This window comes from Fuerstiella marisgermanici (genome assembly GCF_001983935.1).
GTDB classification, from domain to species: Bacteria; Planctomycetota; Planctomycetia; order Planctomycetales; family Planctomycetaceae; genus Fuerstiella; species Fuerstiella marisgermanici.
Genome location: NZ_CP017641.1, coordinates 3172728 through 3190517, shown reverse-complemented (window position 1 = coordinate 3190517; position 17790 = coordinate 3172728). Strand labels below are relative to the sequence as shown.

The window sequence follows — 17790 nt, the reverse complement described above, 5'->3', positions numbered from 1 at the left end:
CTCGTGGACGGGAAACCTCCCGCTCGTTTTTCCCCATGTACATAGTGCCAGCCACGAGCTTGAGGGCTGCTGCAATTACGCAGGGCAGGGTTGGGCGGGAAGTCCCGCCAACTTGGCTAAAGTTAACGCTCTTTCAAAACACTAAGTGAGCCGAACGTCGATTGTGTAGATATAGAGGTCGTGCGCGGAGACATTTTTGTGGAGTACTTTGAAGTGAGCGGCACGGCGTTCAATCATTGCAATCGCATACCTTGAGTTCGCACTATGATACGCTTTCAGTCATCGCGGCTATCTGCTGAGGCATTGGCCGCTACTGCGCGCGAACTTCCGCCCCTGGCGAACACAACGTCCCGAATTATCGATATTCTGGGCGATCCGATGTTCGAAGTCAGTGAGCTGATCAAAGTTATTGCGCTCGATCCAGTCCTCACCGCAAAACTTCTGCGACTAGCCAATTCTGCAGCGTGCGGCATATTTCGGCCTGCGGCAACCGTTGGCGACGCGATCGTGCGACTCGGATCCGGCACCATCCTCACATTGGCACTGTCAACGACGGGGAAACCACCAGCCGAAGCTGATTTGTCCGCATTCGGACTAACAACACAAAGCTATTGGCGTCATTGCGTGGCCAGCGTTGCCGCGGCAGAGGAACTGGCAGCTCGGCGTGTTGCAAAGTTTGGATCGGGCCTGAGTGCAGCCGCGCTGTTGCATGATTTCGGAAAACTGATTTTAGCCCGGCACCTGACTCCCGAGCGATCAGCCTTGATGGCTGAATTTTTAGCGACTCACCCCGGCCGTTGTTCTATCGATGCCGAACGTGAGATTCTCGGCGTGGACCATGCCCTCGCCGGCGCAGTGGTCACGCGACACTGGAAGCTGCCGGAAGAGATTTCCATGGCTATCCAGAACCACCACAATCCGCCAGACTGGGAACAGGACCTGTGGAACGGCGTGATTTTGGCCAACCAGATTGCTCTGGAGAATGATGGTCACCCTGACGTATCGATCGACACTCTGGAGTCCGTAGCCGATGCCATTATGGCGCTCGGTGTAGATGACCAGACCTATCAGTCGATCGCCAAGGCCAGTCAGGATCGCTTTCAACAACTTCTCGACCTTTTCGACTGATGGCGTCCACTGCGGATGTCGCCTGACAACGCCGGCGCAGCGTCAGCCGTAAGCACGACGCCATTTAGAATTGGCGGCCAGTCGATCGACGCTTGAGCGGGCGCGATTACGCGATGACTAACTTCCGCGCTGTTGCCCCCACACCCGTTGTTGCCACTGACTGAATGTTGCCTTCTTGCAACATGCTCGGTCGGGAATACGAGTCTGAGCCGTTTCTCATATTCAACATGCGCGACACAGCATTGTTCGCGGAAGAAATGTGGCAAGTCGCGTGCTATGCTTGGGTTGTTGCTGCAGACAAGTTCTGTGACACCCAAACCAGTACTCAAGCTTAACGGCCCACAATGTTCTCTCTGCCCGAACCAATCGAAGTCTGCTGGCGTTCCAAACAGCCGCCTTCCACTTCGCCGCTACTACGAATTCATGAACCTGGCAACGTCGAGAAACCGTATGATGTTCTTGTACGGGATGTTTTCCCCGAAATAAATGAGTTGGGAAATGAGGATAGTCGGCAATGTATCGCCGCGCCAACACTGTTGATTTCCGACAACAATCAGATTGTAACGGCCACCCAGCTATTGCGAGAAGGTGACGACCTTTGCCTCGTCGGCAGCCCGTGGAGTTTGATCGAATACCGCATCTGTCGGCTGCACATGAATGCCGCCAGAAAGACCAGCCAACTCACGGCTTCGAAACGAAGGCGTGAGTTGATTATGGAATTGAAGCACCACGCGACCACCGATTCGCTCACGCAGGTGCGCAACCGCCGCTACCTGGACCGCCAACTGGAATCAGACGTACAGGCTGCAGGCTGCGGTTCAATCTCACTGTCTGTCGGCCTGATCGATATCGACAACTTTGGCGACGTCAATAAAGCCCACGGCTGGCCGACCGGAGATCGCGTTCTGAAACAAGTGTGCTCGATCATCAAAGCGAACATCCGTTCAACAGACTGGGTCGGCCGCTACGGCGGTGAAGAGTTCCTGGTAGTCCTCAGAAACACCAACCTGACTAATGCACGCAGGATCCTGGAACGCCTTCGCGAATCCGTTGAACGCACACAATTCGAATCAACGGCCGGCATACCATTCCACGTTACGATGAGCATCGGAGTCGCCCAACAAAACGCCGAACACCAGTCCCGCCAACAACTACTGGAAAGCGTCAGCCGCCAAACACTAGCCGCAAAGACCGCCGGCCGAAACTGCCTGCGCCCATGATGCAGGCGGCGGCACAATGCCACCGATACAACGAAATCAGCAGCCCGTAAGCGAACCCGCAGCAGCGAGTTCATGGGGCGAGTTGGGTTCAGGCATCGAAACTAAAACGGCTGGTCTATTCAGGTCGGTAGCTGCACCGCGTCTCGTGGTTATTCTGGCAGCGACTGGAGTTGCTGGTTAAGATGGCTCGGCTACAAGGAGTCGCTGATGTTATCGGTAACGAAATGCTTGCTGTCTACGGTAGTTGTGTTGACCGTACAGCTGCCCGTTGGCACGCCAATTAGTTCACATGCTTCCGCCGAAGAACTCGATTGGTGGGAAATTGACAACAGCGTTGCTCGGCAGCTTGTCACTGAGGAAAAGAATCTGGTCGACTGGGCTTCGGAGCTGCTACAAAGCGAACCGAAAACGCCTCGTGCGGCGATCATTAAAATCGATATCTGCATGCGAGCTGCGCTCGACGATGAAGCCAGTGACGCGCTGCAGACGCTCCGCCGACTGAATCCAGACGTGTCGCTTCATCTACTCAACGGCATCTATCACCAGGCCACGGACGATCACAAGGCATGGGACGTTGCTCGGGTATTGGTGGAAACGTTCGCTCCGCAGATTCATGACTTTTCGCTGGACAACCGTTTGCTGCAACATTATCGAGCCGGCGATCAGCCACTGTGGACTGACGAGCAGTTGATCGCGTGGCTCGATGCGCGGGTGGAATCAGTTCGTGCGTACGATCAAGCTGCGACGGATCGTAAAGGCCCCGACGACGACGGCCAGTGGGACACGCATTTCGAGCCAACGCGGCCGATTGATTTTTGGCGGCGGTTGCGATTGCAACAGCTTGCTGAGATGGGCAGAGCCTCGGCTGAACTGAAGAAACTGGAAGCCGCAGTGCGAGTTGAGCCTAAGAACGCCTCGTTGTCGATTGAGTATCTCAAATCGCTGGACACCGTACGCTTTATTGAGTCGCAAGCCATGCCGAAGTCATTGAACTGGATGGCAAAGGTATGTCGACCTGCGCAGGCAACTGACCAGAGAACGATTGCGTCCCTGTTAGTGGGTCTCCAACAGCCGGTTCCGGCCGAAGCATTCCTGCGTCGCGCGATAGAAACGAACGTCACTGCTGATGAACTCATGCGGCTTTACGGTGGAGGTCAGGGTGTCGGTATGCCGGTCGAAAGAGGCCGAATATTCTTTGCCGTCACATTGCTGGAAGAACTAGCGGCGTGCCTACTCAAACTGGGTAAGGCTGATGAGTCACAGGCGGTGATGGTCAAAGCGGCCGAGATGCGGCAAAACAATGACCTGCCACTGAACCTGCACCTTTCCGGGATGGTGCAGGCCGCATCGGGAGCTCACGTGATTGAAGGTCGCATTCGCGAGCAGGAACCGGAAAACAGGGACGATCCAAAGTACTGGCGGAAACGAGCTACGTATTTCCGAGGTCGGGGCGAGGTGAAGGAGCAGGAATCCGCCTTGCGACGTGGCCTGGAGTTGTGCAAGCCTGCTGGACCAACTCGTGGCAAAGGGAAAGCGGACATGCGACGGTGGCTGTTGGGTGATCTGACGAGATTCCTGATTCAACAGGATCGACATGCTGAAGCGGTGAAATTGTTGCTTTCAGAGATGAAAGAAGCGCCCGCCGATTCTGCATCATCGGAAGGAGCCGCAAGGTCGATGGCATTCGATTTGGCAAAGTACGTCAACACAAACCAGGACGTACTGTGGGGCTGGCTGTCCCGACGCGAAGAATGGGGGCATACCGAAGAACGCCTGCTGTGGCGAATGCTTCAAGCGGCACGACCACAGTCTCTGGACGCCCATTGCACGCATGCCGAACAACTCGCGCTTGCTGATGATGCGGATGCATCAAGAGCAGCCACGCTTGGATGGGTTCTCAACCGAATCAAGCAGACTCAACGATCCGTTCGGTCGCTTGTCCATGCCGCAAAGAAAACAACGGATAACGACGTTCGCCGGAAGGCAAACTTCACGCTTTTGGAATCGTACCTCGCCTTGAAAGATTGGCGCAAAGCAGACGCGATCTTCGGTTTGGCCAATGCACGTCTCACTTCGTCAGAAACTCCTCAGTGGCTGGGACGGATTGCGACAATTGCGGCCGTTCAGGGCGACCACGAGGACGCGATGCGGATATGGCGACGAGTGGCAAATTGCAGCCTACGAAATCGTCAGCTGGTTGAGGACCTTTCAAAGCAGGGTCTACGCCAGCCGCTGCTGACATACTACGCAACCATTCAACGACGCCTGCCTACGGCGAAACTGGCGACGATTGTGGAGTGACCGGAAACAAACACCCGGCGACACCCAGCATCCCTGCCAGTCGATCTGAAGAGCTGATGCCATCTCGAAATCCCCCTGCTGCCTGTGTCTTCGAAAACTACCACGAAGTTTGTTCAATGCCACACGTCACCGACACGTGGAGACGTGCCAGCAACTGCCTCGTTCTGAGCTTCCTAAGCTCAGTCCCCCCCCAAAAAAACAAATCCAGCTCCCTACCGGTCGGGTGCTGCGCGTAGTAAGTCGGTGCCAGCCTTTAAGTCGATCGCAGACACCACACCGCAGACCGAGAAATAGATTCTGGAGCCGTCAGTCCCCCAACGCAGAAGGTGCGGACGACCACCATACACTGGTATGCTTTTGACCGGCTTGAGCGTAACGGTGTCGTACACGACGGCACCTACATCGCTGTCCTCAACTACAAAACGTGTTCCGTCCGGAGAAAACGAAGCAGATCGCCCATCCACAGCCCCCCGCAGTTTTCCGGTTGCAACGTCCCATAGCTGGCTGGACTTGCTGGAATTTGGGATCAGGAATTCACTGCCGCTCGGCGAAAGTGTCGCACCTTCGTGGTAACTGAGGGCTAGCTTCGGTTCAAACTGTAAAACGAGCCTTGCCTTTGCTTTGGGATCATTAAAGTCCTCCGGTAGTTCCCATATGCAGACTTCCGGTTTCGGCAGGCGGCAGGTTGTTGCGAGCCGTCGCCCGTTCTTGGACAAGCTGATGTGACTGACAACGCCATGGTGACCGGTCAGGATTCCCCACGGCCAGGGTTCTCCGGTCCGCAAGTTCCAGATGGTTGCAGAAGTTCCGGTGGTCACCGCCGAGTCGCCGTACGGAAAAATGACAGCCTTGACGAATTCCTTCGAGACCACCTTGATGGTTTGTATTTCCTGCTCGGTGTCAGCATTCAGAATCTGCACCGCCCAGGGCTTTTGCTGTGATTCTATGCTTTCATCTCTGCTCACCCTCGGACTGCGGACCACAAGGCACTCGTTCTTTGACGTCCATTGCCAAGGGCCCTTGGATGCCGGTTGATGAGTCTGATAATTTGACTTCGCGAGCCACCGTAACGCCCCTTCTTCCCTGCTTTCGGTCAGCAGATCCTGCGTTTCAGGATCCATGTCGATTCGGGTCAAGGTGCCGAATGCCCATGAATTGAGGGAAATCTGGAGCTGTTTCGATGAGCCATCGACACTCCAAAGTCGGATGCGGCCTTCTTCATCACTCGACGCAAGCTTGTTCTTCTCAGGCAGCCAGGCCAGTGAACACACGCCTCGGCTATGTCCGATGAACCTGGTGACCAATTCGCCAGTGACTGAATTCCATAGCCTCACGATACCATCTGCGCAGCCAGTGGCCAGAAGGCTATGTTCGTCAAGAAACATCAGAGTGGACACCGTGCCGGGATGCTTCAGTTCAGTCCTCACAATTCGGGTACTGATATCGACAAGTTTCACGGAGGACTCCCGGAGAAAACAGCCCCCCGTGTCAGAATAGGCCTGCCAGTCAGCTCCTGACACAGCAAGGATCGCTCCGTCTGCGGAAATGGCAACTTGCTCCGTTCCTGCTGTAAACGGCTGAATGGTCAGTATGCGCTCTCCGCTATCCTGGTTCCACACGTCGGCATGTGCTTCATTCTGCCCGGTAACTGGATTTAGCAGTACACCGATGAATGCGATCCGCCGTTCCCGGGCGGCGATATCGAACTGCATCGCGTAAACGTGCGGTGCTGCGAAGCCCGGTTCCGCCGATCCATCGTTGAGTCGGTGTGGCGTAATCGTAATCCCACTGCCATCAGCGTTGTCATGGGTCGTGAACCAATATTCCTTTCTGCCAGCCACCGCGTACATCCGGGCGTTGTCACCGCTAAGCGATAGTTTTCGGACCAGGCCGAATGTTTTCAGGTCTCGAATCGATGCCGTTTCATTGCTGTCGTATGCGACGAGGTTGGGGCCGTCCGTTGCTGCTGAAACCACGAGCAAGTTGTCGTCTGCAGACGACCTGCCTTCAATGGCTCCCGACGATGTGTTTAGCCGGTAGGCCACTCCGTTTCGGTCCAGACAGATCAGCGAATTCCCGCCTTCAACGAAGCCCAATTGGCAGACCGATTTCTGAAAGCAAGGCTGAAACGGTTGTTGCCAGTCTACAGAGGCCTGCTGGATTTCCTGTGGTGTCACCTGGCACTCCACAATCACGTCCGGATTCAACTGCATGTCTGATTCCTTCAGGAGAGCGACCGCTTCGTCAAACTGACCGGTCAGATATGCCGAGCAACACAAGTAGTGCTTCAGCCAGGTCAGGTCCGTGCGCGACTCATAGCCGCGGACCAGCTTCTGCAGACCTGCATGGATCGACGGCGTTGCATAGTGTTGGCGTGAACGCATCCGCGTCGGGACTCCTCTGTCACGATTGGCGTGATACGCAAGCTCTTGGATGACTCGCAAAAACTGCAATGGAATGTCCGTGTCGAAACGCTTCGTCGCAAGACACCGCTCGGCATATTCCATCATCAGACGGTAGGAAGCGCCATGCTTTCGGTACAACCAATTCCGGTTCGCAACATACAATGGCGGGTAGTCAACCTGTGCCTGAGTGGTTAGTGAGAACCAGAGGTCAACTTCCTTCGCGCTCGTCGGTACCGAATCTCCGTCAAACTGATGGTGCAAAGCGTTTAGTGCAAAAAGCTGCCCGGGTGCTTCGGGATTCGTTCGCATAACATACCAGCCATTCCGCAGACAGGCCCGTGCCATGTCCCAATCTTGCCCGGCCAGTTTGATCGATGCCAGTAGCATGTGCTGCAACCAGGGAGATGGATTCTGAGTCGCCAGCACGAGCGGCAAATCGGTCTGGCGCTCAAATTCTGAATCTCCATGTTGCAGGGAAATGTCGGTGTCTCCCGCAAGGCGCCCATAGAGAATTCGCATCTGGATCGGGTCGTCGACGGTTAGCAGATCGTGCTTGGGCTTCGCCCCGTCCGGTGCTTGCATCGCCTGCAGCCGAAGCAGTTCCCTTGCATCAAACCCAGGATATGCAGCCAGCCATGCGACGTTGGCGGGGTAGCTGGAACTGTAGAATGAATCGATAAGGCCGGCGGGGGCTTTAAAGTAGTATCGGCGGCCACTATGCCTCAGTTGTTGCATAACGACAAGTACAAGTGGATCGTCACATTCTGCCTTGATCAAGTCTGTGATCGCGGATTCCATTCGTTCCTCAACGGCGCGGTTGAATCCGTTCGCCCCAACTTCATCCGCTGCCGTAGCAAGAAACGATTCGGCTAGTTCCGACCACTGTGGCTTCTTCTGCGAATGTTGGCGAAAACTATCCAGCCATTGACGGCGGTACCAATCAATTCGCTGCTTCACAAATTCCGACTGCACGATCGTGTCGGCAACTGGTGCAAATGGATCGATGAGATCCCCGGCAAGCATTTCACGAACGCGGGCATTTGCTTTTCGACCTGGTCCGCCGGGAGTTGGCACCTTGGCCGTTTCGATCATCAAGTCAATGTCGGAGAAAATCTTATTGCGATGCCGAATCTCAAGATCATCCGTAGAAAGATTGTCAGCTAGGGTCTGCGTTGAGACAGGATCCGGGATTATGGACTCCGAATCGAATGAAACAACCTGGCCATCAGCATCAATACGCAGCCGAATCGTGTAACTGCGGAAAGGTCCTCTCCAGCGATGCGCAACCATCGTTTCGTCCGATTGTTGAATCGGCCCGACCCGTGCAGATGAATTCAGCATTGCTTCTGCCTCGGCGAGCGTAAATTCCGTTCGCGTTGCCCTGTCGACTTCGCGGAGTGCATCGGCCAGTTGTTGCATGGCTTCCCCGTGATCACTGCGCGCTCGCCACTGCCATATGGTGAGTGCGCACAAAAGCGTTATAAAGATCCATATTCCGACTCGGCGCGGATTTATAAAACGTCGCTGCACGCTGATGTGGTCCGCTGGTGTCTTACTCATGGGACTTCTTCTGTGGGCTCTTGCTCTATTCGGTCGCCTACAGAATTCCAGGCCGCCCTGTCGAGGCTCCATACACGAATCGTGCGATCGAGGCCTCCGGAGACGGCTCTGGTCCCAAGTGTATTGACGTCAATAGATAGTACTGGTCCAGTGTGTCCGCGAAACACGGCAATCTCCTGCCTGGCAACGACATCCCAGTAGCGAACCGTACCATCTTCGCCGCCAGTTACGGCGAAACGTCCGTAATTCGTTAGCCTGGCGGAGTTCACGCGATCCTCGTGTCCCGTCAGTACATGAACAGTCTGCAGTGTCTCAGCGTTCCACACCCGCACGCTGCCGTCGCCGCCCGCGGATATAAAGTATGCACCGTCCGGCGACCAACTCACCTGTTGAACAAGGAATGAATGCCCCGAAAGCACCGCCAATTCGACTTTGGTTTCCAAGTCGAATACGCGGACGGCGCTATCATCACCAGCGACCAGAAGTCGACGGCCATCTGGCGATCTTGCAATACTGTTGATAGGAATATCTACGTCAATCGCGTCGAGCTCCATACCTGAATCGACGGACCAGAACCGCAGTGTTCCATCACGGCATCCGGACAGCATCTGCCTGTCGTTATCCAGGAGAACGACTCCAGTGATTGCGTCAGTATGGCCTTGGCTTTTCTTAATCGTGCGGCCAAAACTGTTGCGTCGCCAGCGCGGTAGAAGTTGCACGGCAAGAAAGTTGCTCTGACTTCGCGGCAGGCCAGTTGCAAATGCATACCCGTGGCCGTCCCCTGTGGAAGCCAATGCGGTCACAGGTTGCTTGACATTAATCACGTCTTCGTAGGTGTAGACTCTCTTTTCGTCGAGGTTTCTGTATTTGATTCCCGTTCTGCAGCCCGCAGCCACTGATTTACCGTCTGATGAAAAGTTAACTACGTGCACGGTTTCGTAGACGTCAAATCGCCGCAACTGCCCCTTTGGCATTGGTAGATCCGGCAATCGCCAGAACTGCAAGTGTTTGTCCTTTGTGGCGGATGCTGCAAACTTGCCATCGGGTGAAATTGCCAGAGTTGTGAAGCGTGGAAACCTCGTCCGCTCTATAACGAGACTCCGGTCTACAAGCCGTCCCGTCTCCTTGCCCGTCTGAATGTCCCACAACGCCAGAGATCCGTCCTTCGTCGCAGTCAATGCACCACTGCGATCCGCTGTGAGGGCAGTCAGCTCTATCCCCTTTCCAAATGCATCGACCACATGTGGTGCGGCGGGGTACCACACAGCGATATCACGATTTTCGGAGTTGCCTTGCGAATCTAACGTCACTCTCGTCTTCCCGTCGATCGAATGGCCTATCGTTGTCGCTTCCGTTCCCAGAAACTGGACAGTCGTTAGCGTCTGGAAACCAACTCCACCAACGCTGTCTGGATTCAAGAGCCCGGTCGCCAAAATCAGTCTTTGCTGTCCGGGCACCCACGACAAATTTTTGCAACTTGTGGACGAGATCATCTCCAGTTCCCGTTCGGCGAGGACGTCCCAGACTCGGACAGTGCGGTCACTTTCGCTTGCCGAAAGGAGCCGTGACGAATCAGCATTGAATTTCAACATTGAGATTTCGTCGGTATGCCCGGCAAGTACTCGGTACAGGGGTTCCTGGTTCGCGTTTTTAGTATCCCAGATACGAATTTCGCCGCCCGTGTCACCAGACGCGATCAGGGAGCTTTGCGGGCCATAAGCCAGAACCGAAACCGAATGGCGGTGCCCAGCAAACGATTTCAGGTTCGATAGCGATGTCCAGGGGGATTGCACGTTAAGTCATTTGCCGAACAGGACTTTCGCGAGGTATGTCTCATCCCAGGCAGCATTGAGTCTTTTGTTTTTGATCCCCACCTTGGCTGTGGATTCGTTTTTCAGAAGACTCAACGCCGTGCGGCGAAGGATGCTGAAGTTCATATCTGCGTGGCCTTTGCGGATCCTCGATTGATCTTCCTGGAAAGTGACGTCCAGTTGCCAATGCAAATTGTTCTCGACACCCCAATGGCTCCGCACAGCTTCGGCGAAACGACGGCCGGAGACATAACGGCTTAAAATGTAATAGCGGATGCCGATGCACATTTTGCCGTCGCGGAGAGTGTTGTTGATCGCGATCCCGATCGCCTTCAGGTTCTTCCAGCGATGTGCGTCCGGAAGATCCTCCGGCGCACGACAGATCAGATACTGTCGCAAATCTTCGCGGCCGCCGGTGTTTTCTTTCGTTTCAAATCGTCGCACCGGACAGCGTGCAAAGTCATCTTCCAAATGGTCGGCGAAGAACGCGACGAGACCTGCGTGTAGCGTGGGCTGATTGCCTTTCGCGGCAAGACAATAGTCCGCCTCTGCGTCGACAATCTTCGACGCGATTTCCGTTTGGCAACCCATGGCGTCAATCGTCACTAAAGCACCGGAAACCTCGATCAATTCCAGCAGTTTGGGAATCGCCGTAATCTCATTACTCTTCGCATCGACGACGACTTGCCCGAGACTGATATGATTGGCTGTGGCCCATGCACTGACCATGTGGATGGCCGACTTGCCACTGGCTTTGTCATAGCTGCGACGGAGTGTCTTACCATCGATCGCGATGATTTGTCCGTCACTGATTTTCTGCAGAGAAGTGATCCAATTCAGTAAGCACTTTTCAAATTCTGCAGGACGAATCAGAGCGAGGATGGCGTTGAAACGATCGTGCGACGGAATCCCTGCGGACAGATCGAGATACTTCGCAAACCAATCTCGTTTCGTTCTGCCAAACTTCGCAATCGCGACAAAATCATCCGCGCCACTGATCACAGCACAGACTGCAATGAACAGAATATTTTGAAGCGGATAGACCGGCTCACCGCGCCTTGGATCCGTAACATCAGAGAAATGATCGACAAAACTGGTGGACAAAGGCATGGCAGGAATCCTTTCGCGGCTCAAACATTTCAGCACACATAGCAGCGTGAAACATCACACTGACACTGAAGGTTGCCATCTATACCATCTTATCCAATGTCGCGCAATCCGCCTACAATTTGAAGCCGCAGGTCCACTGTTGGTCCTTTGGGAACAACACCCCGTATGTAGTCTCGAACAATCCTGGCGCGTGCGGAGTCGTCTACGCGTGGCACATCAGATCCGTTGATGTGCATGGAGCTTGAGTAAGTTTCCATGCTTCCAGCACCGCCCGAGACTATGCCTTCTGCTGGTTGCAATGGTGTGCCGTTTTCAAGAACTTGCGCAGTACCATGATGAGCTTCCGCGTTAGGCCCATTGTCAATCTGTTCAACAAGATAAATCACCTCAACGCCGGGTGTGAATTCCCGGAATTCTGTTTCATTTTCATTCGACTGGCGCGTGAATGCAGTAACACGAGAAATCTGAAGAAGAGTGACTTTGGTGTTCGCAATTTCTTGCACCACCTGAAATTCAGCCCGTGAGTAACCTGCTTCTGGTCGTGAAGCACCAACGCAAAGAGCCCCTACGCAGATCACGCCAACCGCGAAAAACAACTTCATTTTAACTGCCTTTAATGAGATAACGACCGGGCGTGGCGAGCGGCGCCGAAACTTGGAAACAGCCCGACCAAGACTCGGGTTGCCACAATGGCGAATTGGTTGTGCGGCGAGGCCATCAGTGGCGACGCGTGGATGCCCTTGAGTTTACCTGGCGGTGGCCTGAATGGAAGTCCTGGACTTCGGCGGCCGGAGAGCTCGGGGAATCGGAAGAAGCGTGAAGGCGAGGACCGAAGCAATTTCCCCGTGCCTCGCAGGCGGCGCCAACTGGCCACCTCAATCATATCGCACCGCAGCAAAATTCCCGAGTCCAACAGTGGCTTCAGACCAGCGTTCCCACTTCGCTGCGTGCCACTTGGCCGGACCAGTGGCACACCACAAATTCTCATCGACACACACCATCAATAGTGCCACCCTGCCGTCTTAACACAGCGAACGGTGTCGAGTTAAGCCTGCGCTTTTGGGTGCTGTTCGTTCTGTAGAATGGCGTCCTCAGCACTACCGTACGAACCCGGTGTCACTCATTGTTGCCGGATCCAGTCCGCCCGCCCAATGTCTTGCTCACGCTAAGCGTCAGTGCAGATGCAAGGAAGAGCACTCCTAATGTCAACCACGACTTCCACACAAACGAGTTGCCTCTGACTTCGCCCCAGATCATTGCCAATGACAGGACAGTCCCAAGAACAATGCAGACAATGCAGATTGTGAAGCAAATTTTGTTCAGAGATTGGAGGTTCATGAGCATCAGTTCCACGGGCATAACGCCGACCTTAGCTGGTTGTGGCGGTTGATGATCAATGCGAATATGGACCGGCCGCAACTCGGCCGGATGGTGTTGATATTCGTCATGCCATTGCCACAGAAAGACATGAGATGAAGGTCCACAACGCTAAGCAAATGATTCTACTGTTAAATCGATCTGCACGCCAACTCGATGCGCGCCAGCGGTGCCGGGCTGCGAAGTACGAGCCTACTCGTTCGACTACAGATCTCGAATCGTTCAGCAATTGCACCGCCCAGCGAGCAATGTCCGCGCGGTAGACCGCGGACGCATCATTCAAGCGAACATCCATGATCGAGCATATCCACCGTATCGCCCCAAACTCAGCGAGCTTCGGTCCCGTCGTAATGCGCCGAGTGCGATTTCTACGTTGTCGAGCGAAGCGAAGGAAGCCCCGGGGGTTCCACTCGTTCCTCGTTCCAACCCTAGCCATACATGTTGCTCCGGTTCTCACAAGGGGCGATTTAGTGGAATTCGATACTCAGGCGGCGGCGGGTAAGATTTCGGTGGCGAGGGCTTCGATGTCTGTGCCTTCGATTCGTTGAGCCTGATCCGAATAGCCGACCAGCAGTGCCATGTCGCAGAGGCGGTTGATGCGGCGTGGGTTGCCGCCGCTTAGATTCATCACGGCTGAGATGGCCTCGTCCGTGAAGATCTCTCGTTCGCAACCGGCGTCGGCCAGACGAGTGCGAATGTAGTCGGCCGTTTCGTTTTCAGAGAGCCCGTGCATGGTTGCCGTTACGGCGATGCGTTCTCGCAGTTGCGCGTTTCTGGCGATGTGAGATCCCAGCACGGCCTGGCCGACAAGGATGACGGAAAACTGTAAGCCGTAGTCTGTGTCCGCCAGATTCAAGAGCGGCAGAACGACTTCATCAAGAGTGTCGTTGCTTAGCAGGTGAGCTTCGTCGAAGACGATGACGGGATGGTTTCCCTGCTTCGCATGCTTTAACAAACAGTTGTACTGTTTGACCAGCAGCACGTCAGTCGGCAGGTCTTCTACGTTGTCCTGCTGCAGCAGTTCGCAGGCGACAGCGCGAGTCAATTCCGACGGCGAAAGGCGGGGAAAGGCGACGTGGACGAACGGTCGCAGTTCTGTTCCATCGGCTTTCAATAGCTGCACCAAACTAGACTTGCCGAGACCGGATGCTCCCAGCAACAGAGCGGCCCCGGCATTGTTGTCGATGCAATAGCGCAGGCGCAGCGCGGCAGACTGAACGGCTTTCGAACGATACAAGTCGTCGACCGCAACTCGATAACCAAACGGCTTGCGGCTGAGATTCCAATAGGTTTCGTACATGCTGTTCTCTGTGTCTATTGAACGGGGTAGATGGTGCCGGTGAAGCGAATGGATGTCCGTGACGGCTTGCTGGTGGTCGGTCGTGATCCCGCCGGACGAACAATGATTTGTGACGGCGGTGCTTCGGGTTCAAACGCATCGTCTTCGATGGTTGTGGCGACGTCGGGATCTGGCAGGATTAGATCGAGGGCGGTTTCGTCGTCTGCGGACAGTTCTTCTGTCGAAGTGGAGTCGACCGGATAGTCTGCGGATTGCGAAACGTTCTGAAACGGCGATTCGGCTGCGGTGCTCGTGGTGGTGGTCACTGCGGAGGTCGCTGCGGGCGGGATAGTCAGCAGGCCGGGTGATTGATCGGCCTGGTCAAAGTGCGTGACGGCCGTCGTGTTGTGAACGGGGTCGGGCTCCGTTGGAGTGCGTTCAGCGGTTGAGCCGTCTTGTTCTTCGTTAAACACGTCCAGCAGGGCTGAGATTTCGTCCATGTCCGTGTGGGACGTGCCGTGTTCGTTTTGTGAAATGGTTGCGTCGGTGTCGGGGGTGCCGGTGTCTGATATTGCTGCTCCCAGCAAAACCAGCAATATCACGGCCGCAATTTTGCGCCGTCGCGACAGGCCCGCGAGCGAAAACTTTGCGGCTACAGATGTCTTGTTTCTTCTGTCCATGATCCTGTCCCCGACCGGACTGCGTCTTTGTTGCCGGACGAACGCTGGTTCCTGAGTCGTCGCGTTCGTTCCGGTACCGTCGCTGTCATCGCGGCGACCGTTCGGCAAAACGGCATGAATGAATGGCGATACGGTTCCCCCATCAGATACAATCGGCGTCCGGTTGGAATGAACTTGACGGTTCTGCTAATTCGGCGGAATCAGCCGATCAAAATCAGCGCCTCACAAAATTGGGACAGGCCCCCGCGAACGCTCGTGTTTCGCAGGTGTCTTCCGTGATTTTGGGGAGGCAGGCCCGGTGAAGCTGGGGCCAGGGGAAGAGAATCGACATGGCTAAGAATGTATTTGGCGGCGATCTGGTGGTGTGTTCGTCGGATCCGGTGACAGGATTCTTCCGTACGGGAACCTGCGACACGTGCGGCGACGACCATGGCATGCACACGGTCTGTGCGGAAATGACGGCCGAGTTTCTGGAATTTTCGAAGGCGGCTGGCAACGATCTTTCCACACCCATTCCGGAATACCAGTTTCCTGGCGTGCAGCCCGGTGATCGCTGGTGCCTGTGCCTGCCTCGCTGGCTTGAGGCATTGGAAGCCGGAATGGCCCCGAAATTGCTGCTGAAAGCGACTCACATGTCCGCGATTGAACACATTTCGATGGACACGCTGCTGGAATATGGTCTGGATGCCAACGAAGCGCCGGCTCCGTCTCCCGGTGAGGAAGACTAGGCAGTTTTTGCAATTCTCACTTCGCCGGGAAGCATGGCAAACTGCGATTTGGACGTGGTATCGGTCGAGTTCCTGCGTTTCGTCAGGTATTCTCTGGCGTGAGTACGGCGAATAGACAATCGACGGCGAGTGGGTTCTTGAGCCGCGATTGGCCTCAGAAAGGCCAAAACGCATGGCCTCCGTGAGCACACGCGAGTGATTCACCACTTTCGAGGGCGGACGGGGCTGGTGCGGCGAGTTTGTTCGCGTCACCAGCGTCCCACATCTGGTTTTGCCATCTGTCCCGAACCACACAACTTCCTTCCCAATAATCTCCTCACCCAAACTGCCAATTGACTTCGATGACTCAACTGAACAAATACAGCAGCCGGATCACTCAACCACGTTCGCAGGGCGCTTCTCAGGCCATGCTTTATGCGACGGGCATGTCTCCTGAAGACATGAACAAAGCTCAAGTGGGCATTTCGAGCGTCTGGTATGAGGGCAACAGTTGCAATATGCATCTGCTGGACCTGGCGGCAAAGGTCAAAGAAGGCATCGAAGCGGCCGGGTTGATTGGCCTGCGGTTTAACACCATAGGCGTCAGCGATGGGATTTCGATGGGCACCGAAGGCATGTCGTATTCGTTGCAGTCGCGCGATTTGATCGCCGACAGCATCGAAACCGTGATGGGCGGACAGTGGTACGACGCCAATATTTCGCTGCCTGGGTGCGACAAGAACATGCCCGGTTGCATCATCGCCATGGGGCGTCTGAATCGGCCGTCACTGATGGTTTACGGCGGCACGATTCGAGCGGGTTGTACGGCGAAGGGTGACAAGCTGGACATCGTTTCTGCGTTTCAGTCGTACGGACAGTATCTGGCCGAATCGATCAACGACGATGAGCGTAAAGAAATCGTCCGCAAAAGCTGTCCGGGTGCCGGAGCGTGTGGCGGGATGTACACGGCGAATACGATGTCGTCAGCGATTGAAGCGATGGGCATGAGTCTGCCTTATAGCTCGTCGATTCCGGCCGAAGACCCAGACAAGTTGAAGGAATGCTTCAACGCGGGGGCCGCCATCAAAGTCCTGCTGGAAAAAGACATCAAGCCCCGCGACATCATGACGCGCGAAGCATTCGAAAACGCCATGGTCACCGTGATGGCGTTGGGTGGTTCGACAAATGCCGTGCTGCACCTAATTGCGATGGCTCGATCGGTGGACGTGCCTTTGACGCTTGACGACTTCCAGAAGGTGAGCGACCGAGTTCCATTTATTGCCGACCTGAAGCCCAGCGGACGGTTTGTGATGGAAGACCTGCATTCAGTGGGGGGAACTCCGGCCGTTTTGAAGTACCTGCTGGAAAAGAACTACATCACCGGCGACTGCATGACGGTGACCGGAAAAACGCTGGGCGAAAACCTGGCCGATTTGGATGGTCTTGCAGAAGGTCAGGAAATCATTCAGCCTATCGAAAAGCCGATCAAAGCGACGGGGCATCTTCGTATTTTGCGAGGCAACGTGGCTCCGGAAGGTTCCGTCGCCAAGATCACGGGCAAAGAAGGATTGAAATTCAGCGGGCCTGCGCGGTGCTACGATTCTGAAGAAGACATGCTGAAGGGCCTGGAAAACAACGAAATCCAGAAGGGCGACGTTGTCATCATTCGCTACGAAGGGCCCAAGGGAGGCCCCGGCATGCCGGAGATGTTGACCCCGACTTCCGCCATCATTGGAGCAGGTCTGGGTGATCATGTGGCCTTGATGACGGACGGCCGATTTAGTGGCGGTTCGCACGGATTTATCGTGGGCCATATTACGCCGGAAGCTCAGGTGGGCGGACCGATTGGTCTGCTACAAAATGGCGACATCGTGACAGTTGATGCGGAAGCCAACGAAATCAACGTGAATCTATCCGAAGAGGACTTTGCGAGTCGGCGGAAGTCGTGGACCGCACCGCCGTACAAAGCCACGCGAGGTACACTCTACAAGTACATCAAGACAGTGAAGTCTGCGTCAGAAGGGTGTGTGACTGACGAATGATTCAGTCCTCGCCGTAGCGAACAGAGCGACTGGCGAAAATTTGCCAAACACGGGTTGGACGCTTGTCCTGCTCAGACTAATGTAGTTCGGGACGATTGTCCCGATCAGCCCTTTTGCGACATGGACGGGACACGTATGTCATCCTTTGAGGATGGGCATGCTGCCGACCG

12 protein-coding genes are annotated in these 17790 nt (G+C 55.2%); 5 read left to right on the top strand and 7 right to left on the bottom strand.

Annotated elements, in window-relative coordinates:
- Nucleotides 1–264 precede the first annotated feature (264 nt).
- The 3 genes from Fuma_RS12080 to Fuma_RS12070 all read left to right on the top strand — a co-directional run bounded on the left by Fuma_RS12080 (nucleotide 265) and on the right by Fuma_RS12070 (nucleotide 4649).
- Nucleotides 265–1128, top strand: coding sequence for an HDOD domain-containing protein (locus Fuma_RS12080; protein WP_077024368.1), 864 nt, complete (start codon nucleotides 265–267; stop codon nucleotides 1126–1128).
- Between the two features lie 344 nt (nucleotides 1129–1472).
- Nucleotides 1473–2348, top strand: a complete 876-nt coding sequence (locus Fuma_RS12075; RefSeq protein WP_077024367.1) for a GGDEF domain-containing protein — start codon at nucleotides 1473–1475, stop codon at nucleotides 2346–2348.
- A gap of 207 nt (nucleotides 2349–2555) precedes the next feature.
- Nucleotides 2556–4649: a hypothetical protein gene (locus Fuma_RS12070; protein WP_145944131.1), complete on the top strand. Its 2094-nt coding sequence runs from the start codon at nucleotides 2556–2558 to the stop codon at nucleotides 4647–4649.
- 212 nt (nucleotides 4650–4861) lie between these two features.
- Here Fuma_RS12070 and Fuma_RS12065 read toward each other — a convergent pair whose 3' ends face one another.
- The 7 genes from Fuma_RS12065 to Fuma_RS12035 all read right to left on the bottom strand — a co-directional run bounded on the left by Fuma_RS12065 (nucleotide 4862) and on the right by Fuma_RS12035 (nucleotide 14871).
- Nucleotides 4862–8614, bottom strand: a complete 3753-nt coding sequence (locus Fuma_RS12065; protein ID WP_158520952.1) for a WD40 repeat domain-containing protein — start codon at nucleotides 8612–8614, stop codon at nucleotides 4862–4864.
- Nucleotides 8611–10407, bottom strand: a complete 1797-nt coding sequence (locus tag Fuma_RS34810; protein WP_077024364.1) for a WD40 repeat domain-containing protein — start codon at nucleotides 10405–10407, stop codon at nucleotides 8611–8613. The genes Fuma_RS12065 and Fuma_RS34810 overlap by 4 nt, the downstream gene beginning before the upstream one ends.
- Nucleotides 10408–10413: 6 nt before the next feature.
- Entirely contained in the window at nucleotides 10414–11535 is a 1122-nt protein-coding gene (locus tag Fuma_RS12055) for an ISAs1 family transposase (protein WP_077022466.1), read from the bottom strand.
- Between the two features lie 89 nt (nucleotides 11536–11624).
- Complete coding sequence (locus tag Fuma_RS12050) at nucleotides 11625–12137, bottom strand: hypothetical protein (protein WP_077024363.1); 513 nt, start codon at nucleotides 12135–12137, stop codon at nucleotides 11625–11627.
- A gap of 514 nt (nucleotides 12138–12651) precedes the next feature.
- Nucleotides 12652–12873 (bottom strand): hypothetical protein, encoded by a 222-nt coding sequence (locus Fuma_RS12045; protein ID WP_145944130.1) that lies wholly within the window; start codon nucleotides 12871–12873, stop codon nucleotides 12652–12654.
- Nucleotides 12874–13396: 523 nt separating this feature from the next.
- Nucleotides 13397–14212: an ExeA family protein gene (locus Fuma_RS12040; RefSeq protein WP_077024361.1), complete on the bottom strand. Its 816-nt coding sequence runs from the start codon at nucleotides 14210–14212 to the stop codon at nucleotides 13397–13399.
- Nucleotides 14213–14226: 14 nt separating this feature from the next.
- Complete coding sequence (locus tag Fuma_RS12035; RefSeq protein ID WP_145944129.1) at nucleotides 14227–14871, bottom strand: hypothetical protein; 645 nt, start codon at nucleotides 14869–14871, stop codon at nucleotides 14227–14229.
- Nucleotides 14872–15200: 329 nt separating this feature from the next.
- Here Fuma_RS12035 and Fuma_RS12030 point away from each other — a divergent pair, with 329 nt between their 5' ends.
- Together Fuma_RS12030 and ilvD are read left to right on the top strand one after the other, a co-directional pair.
- The gene (locus Fuma_RS12030) at nucleotides 15201–15599 is read left to right on the top strand and encodes a DUF2237 family protein (RefSeq protein ID WP_077024359.1); all 399 of its coding nucleotides are present in this window, start codon (nucleotides 15201–15203) and stop codon (nucleotides 15597–15599) included.
- Nucleotides 15600–15940: 341 nt separating this feature from the next.
- Nucleotides 15941–17620, top strand: coding sequence for a dihydroxy-acid dehydratase (ilvD, locus tag Fuma_RS12025; RefSeq protein ID WP_077024358.1), 1680 nt, complete (start codon nucleotides 15941–15943; stop codon nucleotides 17618–17620).
- Nucleotides 17621–17790: the final 170 nt, after the last annotated feature.